Below are 14,041 nucleotides of genomic sequence, written 5' to 3' on the forward strand. Positions count from 1 at the left end.
CCTGAATGGCAGAGCCGGAAATCGACTGGTTGGTTTATGTGAATGGTGTGGAAGTAGGGCAGGTCCCCCACGAGGTGATGGAGCAGATCACCGCGACGGTGAAACGGGACTGGATGGTGTACGTCTCCCAGGGGATGGAGGTCCTGAAAACAGCGCTTCGGATGCTAAAACTCGCGGTGATGTATGCCCCAACGGTTGCGTTGCTTCTAATGGTGTTCGACGCTCTTAGCTCGCCAGTTGAACTCGATCGTGACTTCCAGCTGCGATCTCCTCACGAGCTGGTTCTGGCATATGCTGCGTTCGGATACTTGATCGCGGGCGGCACCACGCTAGTCATGCTGGGTGTGGGGTGCCGCTTTGGCTTTCAAAACCAGTTTACGGCCCGCGTCGAGTGCTCTATCAGGAGATTCCTGGCGGTACCAGCGGACGGTGAGGTGCAAATAGAAGGGATTCACCGCCATCCACAACCGCCCGTGATGAGTTGGTGGCAGATTTTCCGTTCAGCACTCAAACCGCTGGGCAAGAAAGGGGAGGTGCAACCACCGTCGCAAGGATGATCATGGCAACGACACGAAGGCCGGCTTTGCCGGCCTTTTTGATGGGGCTATCTGAGTCGGACCAGGAAGCCTGCGAGGGCGTTATCGATGCAGCCCCTGGCATCTAAGCCAACAGCCATGAACATGCCCGAGAGCCCATCAGGTGCCGCTGCAGCCTCCAGTCGAACACGAAGGAAACCGTCAGAGAACTCAGGTCGATACTTCAGAACCCAATCCAGACGTTCAGTCTCTGACCGTTCGACGCCCAGCGAATGATCAGAACAGCATTTCACCGCGCTCACCTTTTCTTCGGGCTTTCTCTCGAGCCTCTTTCAGCAATTCGTCGGGCCACGGAACCATGCCCGTGACGGTGCATTCTTCTATGGGGGCGATTGCGCCGGCGATACCGGTCAAGGTCACATGCGTTGCCTGCTCGCGAAGGCAGTAACGCATCTTGCCGCCCTGGAAGTCCCTGCAAGAGTCGAAGAGGATCTCGCCAAGGAAGTCGTCCCCGAAATCAGGTTTCGATTCCACGCGGCACATGTAGCCGGTTACCCGGTACCGACCTGGTTCCTTGCCGAAACTGTCGGTGCCGTAATTGACAAGAGCCCCTACTTCAGGGGCCAGGGTTTCTGCGGGGATAAGGTTCGACATGACAGTAGCTCAATGGTGAATTTGAGCCATGCTCACCCACTCTGCGCGGTGCCACTATCCCCGCCGGTGAGCACATTCATTAGTCGCTCAAGCGCCTCACGGGTGGCGTCTTCAGCTTGCTCCAGAGCATCCTTGTGGCCCTGCTGATATGCGGTGCGAAGATTCTTTGCACTGAACTCCGGGTCACACCGTAGCTCACGAATGGCTCTACAGAGTTGCTCCCCAAAGCCTTGAACATGGTCCAGGGTCACGGCGGGGAGTGCTAGCGTCTGACGGTGATTCTCGCTTTCCATGGCTTGCCTCTCGGGAGCACGGTAGGAAACGGACGTTTATAGGGCCAGGTGCCCTAGCCTCTATTTCATTCCCTGATCTGCGCCATGAAAAGCGAAAATGGGGGGGCGGAAATTCCTAGACTGGGCTGAAATCTCTGGCTTTCTCGTTCAAGGCCCGTAGCAATTGCTCGCCGGCAGCGTCACCGAACCCCCGCTGTAACCTGGCACCAACAGCTTCGTTCCCAACGAATGCCATAGCCTCTGCCACGCGCCAGCCAGCTTCCTGACAGCCGATGAGGAAGTCCACTGCTACAACGTGATGCGAATGTCTATTGCCGCGGCGGTCCTCCGTCTGGTGGCTGTCCCTGGCCACACCATAGACAGTCAGGGAGGGAATGGAGTCTGGGTCAAGCTCTCCATGAACAGCCGTGATCTGAAGCCTGTCGAGCGGGAATGTCTGCATTTCCAGCTGCAGTAGGCCATGGTCGACGCTGATGTGGTCATACGAACCCAGGGCGAGCCAGTTGTTGAGGAGGGCGGCCTGGCGCTTATATTCCCTTGTTATCTGCATGGCCTTGCCGATCCGGTTGAAGGCAAGCAAGAGGCATATCGCTGCAATGGTGTTCGATATCCAGAAAACGACTGCTGTGGATAGGCTTGCTTCCAGCAGTTGACGACCATCACCGATAACGCACCAGGTCATCCAACCAAAGCAGAGCAGGATATCGCCCAGGGCGAAGAATGTGCGTTTGTCGATAGGGGCGTGGAGCTCCCATTGGGTGCGAAGATCAGTACCTTCGAGTATCTCGTCAGCCATCAGAGAGCGTCGAAACTTGTGCATGGTTAACCTCTTGGACTGTTTGAGTTTCGCCCAGTCTCGGAGGCGGGCTCGCGTGCCAGAAGCCGTAGCCGGTGCTGTAGTCACCGGCTGTGGAATTCACGCAGCTGGGGTCAGCTGATGTTGGGGAGGGGTGGGTACAGTCTTGAGGCTCTGGCCCTTTTTCGGCTTCAGCGCGCGGATGGTGTTCGTCATTCCGTCGGCCATGTCGATCAGGTAGGTCGTCGAAAAGACACTCACGATCATCCCAACCAAGCCCAGGTGGCGAGCAACAGCGGAGGGAGCCTGGTACCCGAGGAACCCCAGCGCGATCGCAGTTGCGGCCAGCGCAACGGCATACCTGTCGATTTTGGTGCGACGTGCGATCAGTTCATCCAGACTCCTGGTGCATGTTTGGGAGCGGGTACGGCCAACAATATCCATACGGTGGTTCATTTCCTGGTTTGGGGATTGGGGAAGTAGTGCCGAACATCTTCCATCGGCGACACGTGCATCACGGACATGTATCCGAACCAAAAGTCATTGAGGTTCAGATTGATCGCCGTCGAGTCGACAGGGGCGATGCGCGTATCGCACATGGCATTGGTGCCCGAAATGGAGAAGTGAAGCCTGCACGCCATGGGCCTGGAGTTGTAGATAGAGCAGGCATTCTGCTTCAGGAAGGGACAGGGTTGCCGGAAGTAGCGGTTAGCGAGTTCACCTTCCGGCTCTCCAGAGGAAGACCGGGTGCGCTTCCTGCCAGTCGCCTCTGCGATGATGTCAGCCTCAACTTCATGGATGGCCACCGCGATATGGCAGCAGTGACTACATGTCTTCTGGCAGGCCGAATGAGGAGCGATGGCCTCTGCAATCCGATCGCCAAGCTTGCGAAGACGCATGTATTTCGCCTTGAGGCTACCCTTCTGGTCACCGATTTCAGCCGCCATTTCGCCTGCATTTACTATCCAGGGAGCGTCCCGCGCAATGCGGAAGGCATTTTCCTGGGCAGCCGCCTCCAGTGCCTCTCGCTTCGGCAAGCTGGTAATGTCGATGGTTGAGATCAGTTCATTCATAGGTTCGGATCGGGGAGTTAGGTGGCCGACATCATAACGCCAAAGCCCCGCAATCCGAGGGGCTGATCAGCTTTCCGCCTGGTACTGCTGCGGAGTGTGCCCTGTCAGTGCGGTGAATTTGGAGTCGATGCCCACGAGTTGGAGACGCCAGCTCGTCAGGGATAGCTCCAGCGCTTGAATTCCGGGAGTGCGCTCTAGGGCTCTTTGGTCAAGTTCAATGAAAGCGAGGATGCGTTCTCTGGCGCGAAGAAGTTTTTCGATTTGAACAGGGTCTTGCATGAGGGTAGTGCGTTCCTTCGTGGGGAAACTCCATTTGATGGAGAAGAGGTAGGCATGAATCGGGCCAAAAGTTCGGTCCGTACTTGAGGCCCGGGTCATGCCCGATGGCATGGAACATTGAGGGGATGCGAGTCAGGATTGCTGAACGTGGTGCCGCGCGAAATCCCGCTGCTGCCGTACCTGCTCGAGCAGCTCCGGACAGACCAAACGCCAGATCGGTGCAACGGCATGACCGGCAGTACAGGCGAGTCCGGTGTCCTCGAATCGGCCGGTGGCCAGGAGCTGCTGTGCGAGGTCTTCGTCGACATCCCAGTTGACGCAGAACTCATCCGTTTTCAATAGTGCATCCGGCACGTTCACAGAGAGTGTGCAGTAGGGAAGGCCTTCCTCATCCCACATCTGAAGTGCGATGCCAAAGTTCTTGTAGAGGTGCACGGTGAAGGTGAAAGCGTCCATCAGCCGAACACCTCTTCTGGTTTACCGCGGATGATAGGAATAGCGCTAGCTTCCAGCCTGACAGCGGACATTGCCTCGTCCTCATAGCCCCAGATGTTGGTCTTGTCGGAATCGCGCTGAAAACCGAGCCAGAAAACTGGGATCTGGCGGCCGTTACGAATGTAGTCACGCATCGCTTCTACCAGATTCCGCATAGTTCCGCCGTGAGTGAAGCCGTGCCACTCATTGCCGAATGTTGCTGGATGCGTATACACCCGTGCCTTGGAGTAGTGATCGTGAAACCACACCCTGCCGCGGTGATCAAGTTCCAGCCGGGCAGTAGTGTTGGTCCGATCGTCGAAGAAAAATCGCCGGCCATGCCGGGCGATGATCTGGATTAGCTGGTTGGCGTGCTGCAGACGCTCTTGCTTGTTCATCTGTTTTCCTCCTCGGATAAGGCCACTGGAGCCGACATACTCAGGCATGTCTGCGTGTGCCAACAGCATCCGGAAAGAGCGAGGTTATACCTGCCTTTGACAGGTTCAAGTGAAATGGATGGGCCCGGGTTCACCAATCCCTCGAAGAGAGGCGTTTATGGTTGCTAATGTGGGAGGTTTCCTCACTTACCATCACCAACCTACCTTGTTCGTCGGGAATCTCGCCCATCTGGCAGCACTAGTGTCGAGGTGAAAATTGAGTCAGGAACAATCGGGAATCTGGCTGGTGGCACGCGAAGGCTGGCCTGATGATGAGATTGCGTTACTGGCATTCCGTGAGACGCCGCCCCATAACGAATATTGAGGACACTCCACATGGCTATCGCAGGATTTTTTGTGGACTGGAACGGAGACACCCGCCGAACTGAGCAGCCCGGAGAATTTTTCGAATGCATCGTGGATCAGCTGGCTGCCCACGTAGACGTAATTGATAGTGAAGGATTCGTTGTACACGAGTGCAGCTTTTTCCCCACGCTCGAAGCTGTCAAAGCAGCTGGCGTGACAGTCAATCTGATTCAGTAAGGAATTCGGCTATGCAGACTTCTAACCTATTTGACCTTTTCAACCTTTCCCAAAGCCTGACTTTGGAGGGTGTCATCGTGCAGAACTGGGTTCAAGAGTTTGGTATGGAACCTCCGACCTGTCGCATTGAAACGGACAACTGGTTCTATCGATTCGAGGATCAATGTGTAGCCTTGGAACAATCAGGGAGCTTCATCGCGGTTTCTGTGGATGGTGATTCTATCCGCATCGAAGCCGTCCAAGAGGGCAACATCAGCTTGCCCAAATCAATCCAGGAATAATCTACTGTCCGCCAGCAGCGAAGGTTGCGGCCGCGGATGATGAAACCAACCCACATCTAAACACTGAAAACGAAGGGGATAACACTGTGCGAGACGTATTCCAACCGACTACTGAACCAGCCCGGAGCATCTACGCGGCTTTCCAGGAGGAGGCCAAGAAACGAAACGGACGAGGTGTCGAAGAATGGGTTGCCGCAGAAATCGATGCTGTACATCGGGCGTCCGTTCTCCAGTCCCAAGCGCTTGGGTTGCGCGTCCTCAGTCGAATTGAGGTCGAGAATGCTGAGCGCTATGCAATGGGCTCCGCTGACTATGGCGCCAAGTGGGCTTACAAGGTTGTCGACGCCATGCGAAACACCAACCAGCCGAAGAACTAAGGAATCAGTGATGCCACGTACCGTCGAAAGCATCGTCGAAAACCATCAAATAGCAGCAGCGCGGCGTGCTGCTGGTAAACCAGTCTGGGATCGTACCATCGACATCAAGAAGATCCTCTGCGAAGACCAGTCAAACACCTCGAATGAGCATTCTGCCCAGGTGGCCAACCGAATCGGCGCGCTGATTCGCAACAATGTGCCAGCCGCCTGGCTGGATTGGGAATCAAGCGATCTGGACGAAGATCTGGCCCATGTCGTAGAGGGAATGGAAACACTAAGGCCGGACAGCTATGAAGCCGAAACGGACTTCACACCTCTGGAGGACCTCAACAACATGCTTGAGCAACTCTACGATTGGGCTGACGGTAAGCGTGTTTGGCTGGGGCTCTGATAATGGCCATGGCTACTCAGCTCAGTGAGGCGATGCAGAGCGTACTGTGAAGTTGGGAAGCGGCTGGGTTGGGATGATTTCGGCGTCCTTGGCCGGTTGTCCTACGCCGCACGTGTGCGCACGTGTGAAGCGCTGGCCAGGCAACTGGGCGAGCAGGAACAAGCCGCCCGACTCACGCGACCGGTACCATTGACAACTCCCGCTACGCCGCGCCGCGGTGAGTCGGCACCTGATCGCGGTCCAGACTGCGGGCATGACCTAAAGGAGCGGGTGTACTTCAGCGGCCCCAGTACCATGATAGTGAAACAGGATAACGGTTGCGCTGCCTCGACTGTGCAATGGTGGGCGCTGGACTGCAGCCAAGAGTGCTGGACATTTCTGAATTGACGGAAAACTTATGATGAGCAACGCTGAGAAGATAGTGCGAATACCGCTTAACATCGGCCAAGAGCCACTGGAGGGGAGCTACTACGCGGCAGAGTGCACGATGTGCGGTTGGGTCGGTAGCTCGGAAGTGCTGACCGACGACTGCCAGTGCACTCAGGATGTGGGCGGCCGTTTCTGCTTGGGTGATACCGACGAAATCGGTACCGAGCGCTTGCTGGAAATCGTTCAGGCCATGGATCGGCGGTATGGCGAGTCGATGCAGGCTTGTCAGCGGCTCATCGAACACACCAACGAAACAGAGCAACACCTGGACAAGGCGGCAGAGCTGCTGGGCGATATCGTCCAGAGCGGCCAGGCCTATCGTGAATGCACCGACAAGGGCAGCGCTACGGGCCTGCGGGTGGCCGCAGTGCTTGCCTACGTCGCCCAATTCCAGCCAGAGACACACCTGGTAAAGCCGTATTAGAGAATGCGCTTGCGATGTGATTCGACGATCGCGCAGGGGGCCGACCATTTCTACAAATGGGGGGGCCCCCCGGGTCAGCAACTGGCATTCAAGACGATGCCCATGTCGCACTCTATGAACTGCCTCTGGCTCTGGTCAATCAGAGCAGAAAATGCGAAACACCAAGCCTGGAGCCATAATCGGTAGCCACAGGTTAAACAACGAAGTCGGTACGATATCCCCTAAGACTGCTCCGAGCAGCATGCATCCCATGCCGACAAGCACCAGTCCAATAGTACCTCCAAGAGCGGATAGGCATATCGCTGAGCCAGCTGTCAAAGCTACAAAGAGATTGCCCTGAAGGTCGAAAAAAAGGCCAGACCCCAAGAGCAGACTCCCTACCATGATCGATAGAAGCGATGCAGTTCTCCAAAAAAGTTCGAAACTCGAAGATTTCGTATCCTGGCGCGCTTCTTTAGCGTCCATCGGAACTTCCTTTTGCTTGTTAGTCGTTGTGAACCGTAGCCCACGTTAAAATCGCGATACGTATCCTGTTCATCCGGCTCTTAGCACTTGATGATTTTAGGACGGTTCTTGTTGCTTCTGACGATACTCCATCTTAAGCCGGCCCAGGTCAGCATACATTTGGTCGAATGCCCTGAGCTCGTGCTTCCAGAATCCACGTTCATCATGATCAGGTTGATGGCTTTCTGGCTCCAGCTCAATCAGGCGCTCGAATGCTGCACGCCAGCTTTGTCGGTGACTGAGCAGATTGTCGGGGAGCAGCAGGACACCGTTCTTTACTTGGGCCGCGGTGTAGAGAGAATGCCGCCCCTCGGGCAGCACTTGGCGACCATAGTCCGTCAGGTGGCAGAAAGAGGCCACCGGGCCGCGGCCGCACTTCGCAACCGGTTCAACGCCTTGAACTGCGTCCGTCGAGATCTCGGCCAGCTGGTGCTGGAGCTGACTGAGCGAGCTGCGGAGCTCGTCGATGCTCATTTCCATGCCACCACACTGCAGACGTAGATCTTGGTTCTCCTGCTCCAACCCCACCCGTACAGCGTCTGCAGGGAGGCAGTACATGGTACGAACCTCCAGCCCCTCTGCGCGCGCCTTCTCAGCGTCTTCAATCGTGCAATCTTCCCAAAGCGGGTTGTGCATCTCTCGACACTGGTGAATTGGGGTAGTGGTCGGGGAGCCCAGCAGCGCGAGCAGTTCGGCTTCCCGACGTTGCCAGGCAGCCCGATCGCTGTCGTAGTTGAAGTCAGCCTGGGCGACCTTGAGTTCCAATGCGCGAACGAGTTGTGCCGCATGTTCATAGCGGATGAAGGCGCCTTCACCAGACAAGCGAGCAGTTTCACTTTCTTCGCAAAACTGGTCGAAGCGTGAGAGTGTGGCCAGATCGTAGGAGGCGTCTTCAGCAACCAGGTCCTGGGGGCGCTCCGCGAAAATCATCAGGTGCTCCAGAGCTCGATTGAACTCGTGGTCGACGTCGGCTTCCTCGCACTGAGTGGCAGAGTTGAACCATTCCTGAAGCATTTCCTGCATCTCTGCTCGAACCCGAGCAGACCAGGCGCGGGAATCAGCACCAAGCCGGTTGGGAGTAGTCTGGGAGGGAATGTAGGTGTTCACGCCTTGGTCTCCATGGCCTGATCGATGTCTTCCTGGGTAAGAACGTGCTCCTGGACGTTCTCGACAAGACCGAAGTCGGGACGGCAATGCAGGCGCGCCCAAGCTTTGATCGGTTCAAGCAGATCCTTAAGCTCGGCTTTCGCTTCATCAGAAGGCTCAGGGTAGTCCTCCACCCATTCGCCGCAGTCACTTCCCTCTGCCTCTTCTTGCATGTGAATGAGGACGTCATCGACTTCGGGAATGTAGCCTGCAGGATCGGGATACTGCATTTCGCCGCGGAAGACGGTGGAACCCACCAGCAGGTGGTCGTTGCGCTTGAGGACTTCGGCCAGGGTTTCGTTGTGCCAGTCCTCCCCATTGTTGCTCCAGATGACTTTCCCATCGCGGGGATCGCGGTAGGTCTGGGTCGGAAGGGCTTCGGTTGCCATGAGGGCTTGTTCGGTCATATCCATTCAACTCCGCAAATTCACAAGGTCGAGCGAGTAAACCATCCGGACTGCCAGGGCTCACTCCAAGTCAGGGCGCTGAAAATCACTCTGCAGGTTGCAGGTACTGGATCTCGTCGGAGGCCAATTCGATGAGGCGGTTTTCAAGTGCAGATGCACTGGCATTGCCCAGTTCGTCTTTGTTGAACAGCACAACGGCGTAGCCCTGTTCACGAAGCATGGAGATGGTCTGCTGGGAGGTATGGAGCACCTCGGCGACGCAGATGCTGACCGATTTGCTGTCGACGACGGCCGGAGTGTCCCCAGTCAGGCCACCATTGCCAATCATGGTGTTGATGGAATCGCTGATCTGGCGGCCGAGTTCGCTCTCGGTGACGCTCCCGCTGCCAGGTTCGCCATCATTCACGTCCACGGTGCCATGGATAGTTGCTACGAAGCGCAGCTGGCGGACGCCTTTCTCGTCAGCCACCAGGCCCATGGGGGTTTCAACCTCTTTGCTGACACTGGACTCGACCAGGGAATCATCGAGGAGCGACTGGATCTCGCTATGTACCCAGGACCAGTAGCCACTGATGGTGTCGTCCGCCTCTACGGCGACGCGCCAGTCCTCTCGGGTGAAGGTCGGATGCTGGCCGCCGCCGGCGGGGCTGTATTTCTCCTCGAGCTGATCGGCGGACAGGTGGATGTCTTGGTCGGTGGTGTTGCGCAGTTGCATGATGAAAACCTCATTCGTGGTTGATGAGGCATATCGTCAGCGGGTGAGGGATGTGGCAGAAGCGACGGAGGGTAAGATTTTCGTTACCCCTGTTTCGGATTGAAGCTGGCAAGTAAAGAAAAAATCGGCATACTCCCCAGAACTAAAGATTTTCTTGGCCGAGTGAAGAAAAACTTGGGAACCAGGGTGGAAATGTAAGGAATTCCAGGATGCAGGCAGCAGGATACGCACTTCTTCACGAGCGGCTGGCGCTCTCGGCTGTACCACTACGTCTTCCAGCCATTGTACAGCCTGTGACTCGTCTTGAGCGCATTGGCCAAACCCTGGCCGTACCGCCTGCCATCGCACCAGCCCCGGAGGACATACTGGGGAATGTGCTGTTTGCCCTAAAGCATGAGGGCATCAACCTTTCGATTCTCGCACAAACGCTCCCGCGGATTCCGGTTGAAGAGTTTGAGCGGGCGCTACAGGCCGCACCCAACGGGATCTATATCAGAAAGGCCAGCTTCTTGAGAGAAGCCTTCACCGGCGAGCAACTGGCCCAGCATTCCCCCGTCCGCGGGCCCTTCGTCCACTTGTTCGATCCGGAGCGCTACATCACAAGGCCGGGCAATCGGAACTCGAAGTGGCGAGTTGAGTTCAATGGCCTTGGCGATCTCACCTACTGCGCCACCGTGGAGCGGACGCCTGCCATAACCGAGCTGGTCGAGCACGATATTCTTGGCCGCGCGAAAGCTTTCATGGAGTCTCTTCCGCCGGGAATGATGGATCGCGCCATCAACTGGGCCTACCTGAGCGAGACGAAGGACAGTTTCGCGATCGAGCGTGAGGCTCCAACGGAAGACAAGTCACGGCGCTTTATCCAACTGCTGCGCCAGGCCCATGAGCGCCAACCGCTGACTGAGGAATACCTGGTTGGGCTCCAAAACGCGACAGTCGCAAATCCTTACGATCTTGCCGCTGCCTTCCGGCATGAACAGAACCACCTCGCTGGCGCTCTTCAAGGTGCTGCGGGGGTGACATACGTGCCGCCGCCACCTGAGCTCTGCAGGGAACTGATGGAGAGCCTGATGGGGTTTGCCAACGAGGCCCCCATGCAGATCGATCCACTTGTTGCCGCGGGAATCATCTCCTTCGGTTTCGTATTCCTGCATCCATTCATGGACGGCAATGGCCGGCTTTCTCGTTTCCTCATCCACCAAGCGCTTTGCCGTGCCGGCGCGCTGGAGAATGGTCTACTGCTGCCTGTGTCCGTGGCCATGAAGCGAGAAGAGCGCATGTACCTGGAAGCGCTACAGACGTTCTCGCGCCCGGTACGAGACTTCTGGGATGTGCAGTGGATTGACTATGGCCAACTAGCCTTCCAGTTCCGCGGGCACCCGGCGGTATACCGCTTCTGGGATGCTACGCCTTGCGTGACCTTCACTATGGTAATGGCCAGACATGCATTGGAGGTTGAGCTAAGGGAGGAAACTGCGTTCTTGGAGTGCTTTGACGCTGTTTATAGGGCCGTAGACGAGCGATTTGATGTTCGCGGTAGTGAGTTGGCACAGCTGGTAATGATGTGCCTGACCAACCAGGGGATCGTTTCGAAAAACCGGCGAAAGCAGTTCCAGTACACGGTGCCTGAGGAGGTGTTCGAGTTCATCGAGCAGGTCGCCCAGCAGGTACTGGGCGACCAACGCAACGAGGCCAACGTTGGGGAAGGCGAGTCGGATTAACCCTTCCGGAGACCATGCTCCGGGTGCCGGCTGCATTTGCAATTGTCCATGTAGAGCTTCACTGCGTTTTCGTTGGACATTTCGGCTGGCGCTTTCTGCAGGGTCTTGTCCTTCAGGATGCAGAGGCAACCACTTTCGAAGTAGTCGCGCATCTGTGCGTCATTCTCATCCCATGCCGTGATGTAAACGCCAGCCAGCTTCACCAGGTAGGTCAACTGCCGGTTAGCTGATCCTGCACGGCCAGCATGAGCCTCCGCCGGTTCATCTCCACGGCGAGGAGTGATGGTGGCCAGCGAGTATTCGAAGGTGTTGTCGCAGCGGCTCAGGAAGTCGTAAGCCTCTTCCGGAGCGTCTTCACTCACTTTGCGCTTCAATTCGCGCACCTCGCGCAGGGCTTGCTCCATCGCGGAGTGCGCTTGCAGGGCCTCATCGTCTACCAGCGCCAGCCAATCGCCGGCACGGGGTTTGGCCAGTGCCTCCGACAGCACCTTGGCTGCATGCGTGGAAACGGTGCTGACGAGACGGACAACTTCGTGGAATTCCATTTGATGATCCTGATCTAGTAGTTCGGACAAATCATATCCTCAGGCTACCAGAGGTGTGCCAGCATCCCTGCGGCGACGATAGACCTTCTTTTTCGGGTCAGGTATCGACCACCCCCCAGGGATCAGCGCGCGAAGGTCATAGCCCATCATGAAGAGCCCTGCTTCGAAGGCATGGCACCGGTGAGCGAGGGAGCTGTCCTCACCTTTGAACAAGGTAGTCCGCTCGAGCACGGCTCGCATGATCCAGCCCAGGATCAGCTGACGCTGCGCCCAAATGTGGGGGCTTTGGTAGAGGAGCTGGGGAGTCCCGCTGTAACCGCGCCCGAGCATTGCGGGATTGCGGATCTGTCGAATCCTGTCAGATTCTGGACCGTCGAGCCCCGGTCCCCAGCCGAACATCCGGTGCGAAGCCTGGCCGGCGGCCCGAGCCTCTGACGAACCCCTATACAGGTGGTAGAGCATAGCGATCGCCGCCCCGACTCTTCCGTCATAGATGGGGGAACCATCCGTATCCAGAAGCGCATGGACTTTAGTCAGGCCCGAGTTGAATCTGCTGAACCGTTGTTTGGTGAGGTCGGAAAGCTTCTGAGTGCCAGCAGGGCTCAAAAGGGGTTGCCGGTCGGTCAGGTACTTGACCAATTGTCCATTCTGGCTGAGGTCCTGGAGAAAGCCCTTCGAAGACGGCACATTCCCCCAGTCGAGAATGGCGGCACAGGCGCTGAACGTATCGTCCTGGCCTTTGGCCTGAATTGCCGATCTGAGGTCTTCCCGAAGAGCATCCAGCCGGGCTTTGACGGTTGCCCAGTTACCCTTCCATTGATATTGGCCCTGTACGGCTTCGATGCCTTGAACCTGCACATCTAGCCCCCCGGGCACAAACTGACTGGGAAGGCACTTGAGGTGTACTTGGAGAGTGGGTAGGTGATTGGTCAGCCAGCGGACAAATTGTTCGACATCTGGCTGGGCGAGAAAGTCTTCCCTTTCCATGATGGCTCCTGAGGGATGGAGCCATCGAGGATACGACCACCACTACCTAACTGCGAGCGGCTATCGTACGCCGGCGGTCATGAACGATGTCATGGCCGGGTAAGCCTGGCTTCAAGTACATCGGCCGCGACCAACATCGCCGTCTTGGCATCCCCCATATTCCGATGGGCCAAGCTGCCGAGGGCCAGGTGGAGAGGTCTGCCTTTGAAGTCTGCCGGCGTGCGATTCTGGATTGCCTCGGCGGCCAGGACCATGACGGTCTGACAGTCGCCGATGCTTTTCCTGGCCAGCCGGCGGAGCTCCTCGGTCAATGGCCGACCGTTGAACTCTTCCATCATGCTCAACTCCTTCCTGCAGTCTGCCGCTACTTGAAATCTTCGCGGTACGGTTGTTTTTGGGTCGGGAAGGGAAGGCCCTTCTTCTTCAGCCGGGAGCGTACCGCCTGAGCCTTCTTGATGGCCTTCTCTCGGCTTTCAGCTGGGATCTGGTAGACCTCGCAAAATTCATAGTCAGAGTCTTCCGGCTTACCGCCTGTAGTCCAAGAGCCTACGGGGAAGCGGCCAACTGTCCAAAGTCGGGTTTCCATGTATTTCTCCTTACGATTCATTTGCTCAGGAAGGGGGTGTGCACATGATCTTCCCGCTGGGGCCGTGCCACAATCGCGGCTCCTAGTAGAGCTCGACCTTTCCATCAGCGCTACGGCGCTCCCCGGAGTGAGCCTCCCGGTGCCATCCCTCCGGCCTGGTTTCATAGTCTTCCCAGTCCTCCAGAGCGCACAGGGTGGCCATCAGGTCGGAATAGCACCAGCGCCTTGAATAGCCCAAAGTGGTGACATCGGCGACGATTGCGTAGGTGAACATGAACTTGATGACGCCGGCGACGCGCCCGCAAGGGAATCTCTTGGTGTCCAGGAAGTAGCCGCTGGACTTCATGTCGGCCAGTTCGTCATCACTGGGTGGCGGCAGGCTGGTCGGGTGGCTTCCCAGGACAGTTTTCTGTTGAGGACGCATTATGCAGCTGATCCTTTGG

Annotated in this window: 24 protein-coding genes; 6 read left to right on the plus strand and 18 right to left on the minus strand. The window is 57.0% G+C overall.

Features of this window, described 5'->3' with window-relative positions; genetic code table 11:
* Positions 1-5 precede the first annotated feature (5 nt).
* The gene (locus R5C80_RS00990; protein WP_319049719.1) at positions 6-557 is read left to right on the plus strand and encodes a hypothetical protein; all 552 of its coding nucleotides are present in this window, start codon (positions 6-8) and stop codon (positions 555-557) included.
* 255 nt (positions 558-812) lie between these two features.
* Here the strand turns inward: R5C80_RS00990 and R5C80_RS00995 are convergent, their stop codons facing one another.
* The 8 genes from R5C80_RS00995 to R5C80_RS01030 form a co-directional block, all read right to left on the minus strand.
* Complete coding sequence (locus R5C80_RS00995; RefSeq protein WP_319049720.1) at positions 813-1,190, minus strand: hypothetical protein; 378 nt, start codon at positions 1,188-1,190, stop codon at positions 813-815.
* 32 nt (positions 1,191-1,222) lie between these two features.
* A complete protein-coding gene (locus R5C80_RS01000; RefSeq protein ID WP_319049721.1) occupies positions 1,223-1,483 on the minus strand; it encodes a hypothetical protein in 261 nt (86 codons plus the stop codon).
* Positions 1,484-1,598: 115 nt separating this feature from the next.
* A complete protein-coding gene (locus tag R5C80_RS01005; RefSeq protein WP_319049722.1) occupies positions 1,599-2,303 on the minus strand; it encodes a hypothetical protein in 705 nt (234 codons plus the stop codon).
* A 96-nt stretch (positions 2,304-2,399) separates the two neighbouring features.
* The gene (locus R5C80_RS01010; RefSeq protein ID WP_319049723.1) at positions 2,400-2,735 is read right to left on the minus strand and encodes a hypothetical protein; all 336 of its coding nucleotides are present in this window, start codon (positions 2,733-2,735) and stop codon (positions 2,400-2,402) included.
* Positions 2,732-3,352 (minus strand): YkgJ family cysteine cluster protein, encoded by a 621-nt coding sequence (locus tag R5C80_RS01015; RefSeq protein WP_319049724.1) that lies wholly within the window; start codon positions 3,350-3,352, stop codon positions 2,732-2,734. Before R5C80_RS01015 ends, R5C80_RS01010 begins: the two co-directional genes overlap by 4 nt.
* 66 nt (positions 3,353-3,418) lie before the next feature.
* Positions 3,419-3,631: a hypothetical protein gene (locus R5C80_RS01020; RefSeq protein WP_319049725.1), complete on the minus strand. Its 213-nt coding sequence runs from the start codon at positions 3,629-3,631 to the stop codon at positions 3,419-3,421.
* Positions 3,632-3,763: 132 nt separating this feature from the next.
* A complete protein-coding gene (locus R5C80_RS01025) occupies positions 3,764-4,087 on the minus strand; it encodes a hypothetical protein (RefSeq protein ID WP_319049726.1) in 324 nt (107 codons plus the stop codon).
* Complete coding sequence (locus R5C80_RS01030; RefSeq protein ID WP_319049727.1) at positions 4,087-4,503, minus strand: hypothetical protein; 417 nt, start codon at positions 4,501-4,503, stop codon at positions 4,087-4,089. Before R5C80_RS01030 ends, R5C80_RS01025 begins: the two co-directional genes overlap by 1 nt.
* Before the next feature lie 375 nt (positions 4,504-4,878).
* Here R5C80_RS01030 and R5C80_RS01035 point away from each other — a divergent pair, with 375 nt between their 5' ends.
* Positions 4,879-5,085 carry a hypothetical protein gene (locus tag R5C80_RS01035; RefSeq protein WP_272837650.1) on the plus strand — a complete coding sequence of 69 codons (207 nt, stop codon included), beginning with the start codon at positions 4,879-4,881 and terminating at the stop codon, positions 5,083-5,085.
* Positions 5,086-5,096: 11 nt separating this feature from the next.
* Positions 5,097-5,366 (plus strand): hypothetical protein, encoded by a 270-nt coding sequence (locus R5C80_RS01040; protein WP_319049728.1) that lies wholly within the window; start codon positions 5,097-5,099, stop codon positions 5,364-5,366.
* A 56-nt stretch (positions 5,367-5,422) separates the two neighbouring features.
* On the opposite strand, the gene R5C80_RS01045 is transcribed toward R5C80_RS01040, so the two are convergent.
* Complete coding sequence (locus R5C80_RS01045) at positions 5,423-5,776, minus strand: hypothetical protein (RefSeq protein WP_319049729.1); 354 nt, start codon at positions 5,774-5,776, stop codon at positions 5,423-5,425.
* Here R5C80_RS01045 and R5C80_RS01050 point away from each other — a divergent pair.
* Positions 5,754-6,134, plus strand: coding sequence for a hypothetical protein (locus R5C80_RS01050; RefSeq protein WP_282853713.1), 381 nt, complete (start codon positions 5,754-5,756; stop codon positions 6,132-6,134). The two genes, R5C80_RS01045 and R5C80_RS01050, sit on opposite strands and share 23 nt — an antisense overlap.
* A 397-nt stretch (positions 6,135-6,531) precedes the next feature.
* Positions 6,532-6,987, plus strand: coding sequence for a hypothetical protein (locus R5C80_RS01055; protein WP_319049730.1), 456 nt, complete (start codon positions 6,532-6,534; stop codon positions 6,985-6,987).
* Between the two features lie 135 nt (positions 6,988-7,122).
* Here R5C80_RS01055 and R5C80_RS01060 read toward each other — a convergent pair whose 3' ends face one another.
* From R5C80_RS01060 to R5C80_RS01075, 4 genes are all read right to left on the minus strand, one after another.
* On the minus strand, positions 7,123-7,452 hold the full coding sequence (locus R5C80_RS01060) for a hypothetical protein (protein ID WP_282853715.1): 330 nt from the start codon (positions 7,450-7,452) through the stop codon (positions 7,123-7,125).
* A 96-nt stretch (positions 7,453-7,548) separates the two neighbouring features.
* Entirely contained in the window at positions 7,549-8,598 is a 1,050-nt protein-coding gene (locus R5C80_RS01065) for a hypothetical protein (protein ID WP_319049731.1), read from the minus strand.
* On the minus strand, positions 8,595-9,044 hold the full coding sequence (locus R5C80_RS01070) for a hypothetical protein (RefSeq protein WP_319049732.1): 450 nt from the start codon (positions 9,042-9,044) through the stop codon (positions 8,595-8,597). The genes R5C80_RS01065 and R5C80_RS01070 overlap by 4 nt, the downstream gene beginning before the upstream one ends.
* A gap of 85 nt (positions 9,045-9,129) precedes the next feature.
* A complete protein-coding gene (locus tag R5C80_RS01075; protein ID WP_319049733.1) occupies positions 9,130-9,759 on the minus strand; it encodes a hypothetical protein in 630 nt (209 codons plus the stop codon).
* A 209-nt stretch (positions 9,760-9,968) separates the two neighbouring features.
* Here R5C80_RS01075 and R5C80_RS01080 point away from each other — a divergent pair, with 209 nt between their 5' ends.
* Positions 9,969-11,480: a Fic family protein gene (locus R5C80_RS01080; RefSeq protein ID WP_319049734.1), complete on the plus strand. Its 1,512-nt coding sequence runs from the start codon at positions 9,969-9,971 to the stop codon at positions 11,478-11,480.
* Here R5C80_RS01080 and R5C80_RS01085 read toward each other — a convergent pair.
* From R5C80_RS01085 to R5C80_RS01105, 5 genes are all read right to left on the minus strand, one after another.
* Positions 11,477-12,025, minus strand: a complete 549-nt coding sequence (locus R5C80_RS01085) for a hypothetical protein (RefSeq protein ID WP_272837642.1) — start codon at positions 12,023-12,025, stop codon at positions 11,477-11,479. The two genes, R5C80_RS01080 and R5C80_RS01085, sit on opposite strands and share 4 nt — an antisense overlap.
* Positions 12,026-12,064: 39 nt before the next feature.
* The gene (locus tag R5C80_RS01090) at positions 12,065-13,012 is read right to left on the minus strand and encodes a hypothetical protein (protein WP_272837641.1); all 948 of its coding nucleotides are present in this window, start codon (positions 13,010-13,012) and stop codon (positions 12,065-12,067) included.
* An 89-nt stretch (positions 13,013-13,101) separates the two neighbouring features.
* Positions 13,102-13,350, minus strand: coding sequence for a hypothetical protein (locus R5C80_RS01095; protein WP_272837640.1), 249 nt, complete (start codon positions 13,348-13,350; stop codon positions 13,102-13,104).
* 26 nt (positions 13,351-13,376) lie between these two features.
* A complete protein-coding gene (locus R5C80_RS01100; RefSeq protein ID WP_272837639.1) occupies positions 13,377-13,598 on the minus strand; it encodes a hypothetical protein in 222 nt (73 codons plus the stop codon).
* Positions 13,599-13,680: 82 nt separating this feature from the next.
* Positions 13,681-14,022, minus strand: a complete 342-nt coding sequence (locus R5C80_RS01105) for a hypothetical protein (RefSeq protein ID WP_319049735.1) — start codon at positions 14,020-14,022, stop codon at positions 13,681-13,683.
* Between the last annotated feature and the right edge of the window lie 19 nt (positions 14,023-14,041).

The sequence above is a fragment of the Pseudomonas sp. On1 genome (assembly GCF_033783325.1).

Coding starts and splice junctions, on each gene's coding strand:
- R5C80_RS00990 (WP_319049719.1), top strand. CDS start 6: ATGGCAGAGCCGGAAATCGACTGGTTGGTTTATGTGAATGGTGTGGAA.
- R5C80_RS00995 (WP_319049720.1), bottom strand. CDS start 1,190: ATGTCGAACCTTATCCCCGCAGAAACCCTGGCCCCTGAAGTAGGGGCT.
- R5C80_RS01000 (WP_319049721.1), bottom strand. CDS start 1,483: ATGGAAAGCGAGAATCACCGTCAGACGCTAGCACTCCCCGCCGTGACC.
- R5C80_RS01005 (WP_319049722.1), bottom strand. CDS start 2,303: ATGCACAAGTTTCGACGCTCTCTGATGGCTGACGAGATACTCGAAGGT.
- R5C80_RS01010 (WP_319049723.1), bottom strand. CDS start 2,735: ATGAACCACCGTATGGATATTGTTGGCCGTACCCGCTCCCAAACATGC.
- R5C80_RS01015 (WP_319049724.1), bottom strand. CDS start 3,352: ATGAATGAACTGATCTCAACCATCGACATTACCAGCTTGCCGAAGCGA.
- R5C80_RS01020 (WP_319049725.1), bottom strand. CDS start 3,631: ATGCAAGACCCTGTTCAAATCGAAAAACTTCTTCGCGCCAGAGAACGC.
- R5C80_RS01025 (WP_319049726.1), bottom strand. CDS start 4,087: ATGGACGCTTTCACCTTCACCGTGCACCTCTACAAGAACTTTGGCATC.
- R5C80_RS01030 (WP_319049727.1), bottom strand. CDS start 4,503: ATGAACAAGCAAGAGCGTCTGCAGCACGCCAACCAGCTAATCCAGATC.
- R5C80_RS01035 (WP_272837650.1), top strand. CDS start 4,879: ATGGCTATCGCAGGATTTTTTGTGGACTGGAACGGAGACACCCGCCGA.
- R5C80_RS01040 (WP_319049728.1), top strand. CDS start 5,097: ATGCAGACTTCTAACCTATTTGACCTTTTCAACCTTTCCCAAAGCCTG.
- R5C80_RS01050 (WP_282853713.1), top strand. CDS start 5,754: ATGCCACGTACCGTCGAAAGCATCGTCGAAAACCATCAAATAGCAGCA.
- R5C80_RS01045 (WP_319049729.1), bottom strand. CDS start 5,776: ATGCTTTCGACGGTACGTGGCATCACTGATTCCTTAGTTCTTCGGCTG.
- R5C80_RS01055 (WP_319049730.1), top strand. CDS start 6,532: ATGATGAGCAACGCTGAGAAGATAGTGCGAATACCGCTTAACATCGGC.
- R5C80_RS01060 (WP_282853715.1), bottom strand. CDS start 7,452: ATGGACGCTAAAGAAGCGCGCCAGGATACGAAATCTTCGAGTTTCGAA.
- R5C80_RS01070 (WP_319049732.1), bottom strand. CDS start 9,044: ATGACCGAACAAGCCCTCATGGCAACCGAAGCCCTTCCGACCCAGACC.
- R5C80_RS01075 (WP_319049733.1), bottom strand. CDS start 9,759: ATGCAACTGCGCAACACCACCGACCAAGACATCCACCTGTCCGCCGAT.
- R5C80_RS01080 (WP_319049734.1), top strand. CDS start 9,969: ATGCAGGCAGCAGGATACGCACTTCTTCACGAGCGGCTGGCGCTCTCG.
- R5C80_RS01085 (WP_272837642.1), bottom strand. CDS start 12,025: ATGGAATTCCACGAAGTTGTCCGTCTCGTCAGCACCGTTTCCACGCAT.
- R5C80_RS01090 (WP_272837641.1), bottom strand. CDS start 13,012: ATGGAAAGGGAAGACTTTCTCGCCCAGCCAGATGTCGAACAATTTGTC.
- R5C80_RS01095 (WP_272837640.1), bottom strand. CDS start 13,350: ATGATGGAAGAGTTCAACGGTCGGCCATTGACCGAGGAGCTCCGCCGG.
- R5C80_RS01100 (WP_272837639.1), bottom strand. CDS start 13,598: ATGGAAACCCGACTTTGGACAGTTGGCCGCTTCCCCGTAGGCTCTTGG.
- R5C80_RS01105 (WP_319049735.1), bottom strand. CDS start 14,022: ATGCGTCCTCAACAGAAAACTGTCCTGGGAAGCCACCCGACCAGCCTG.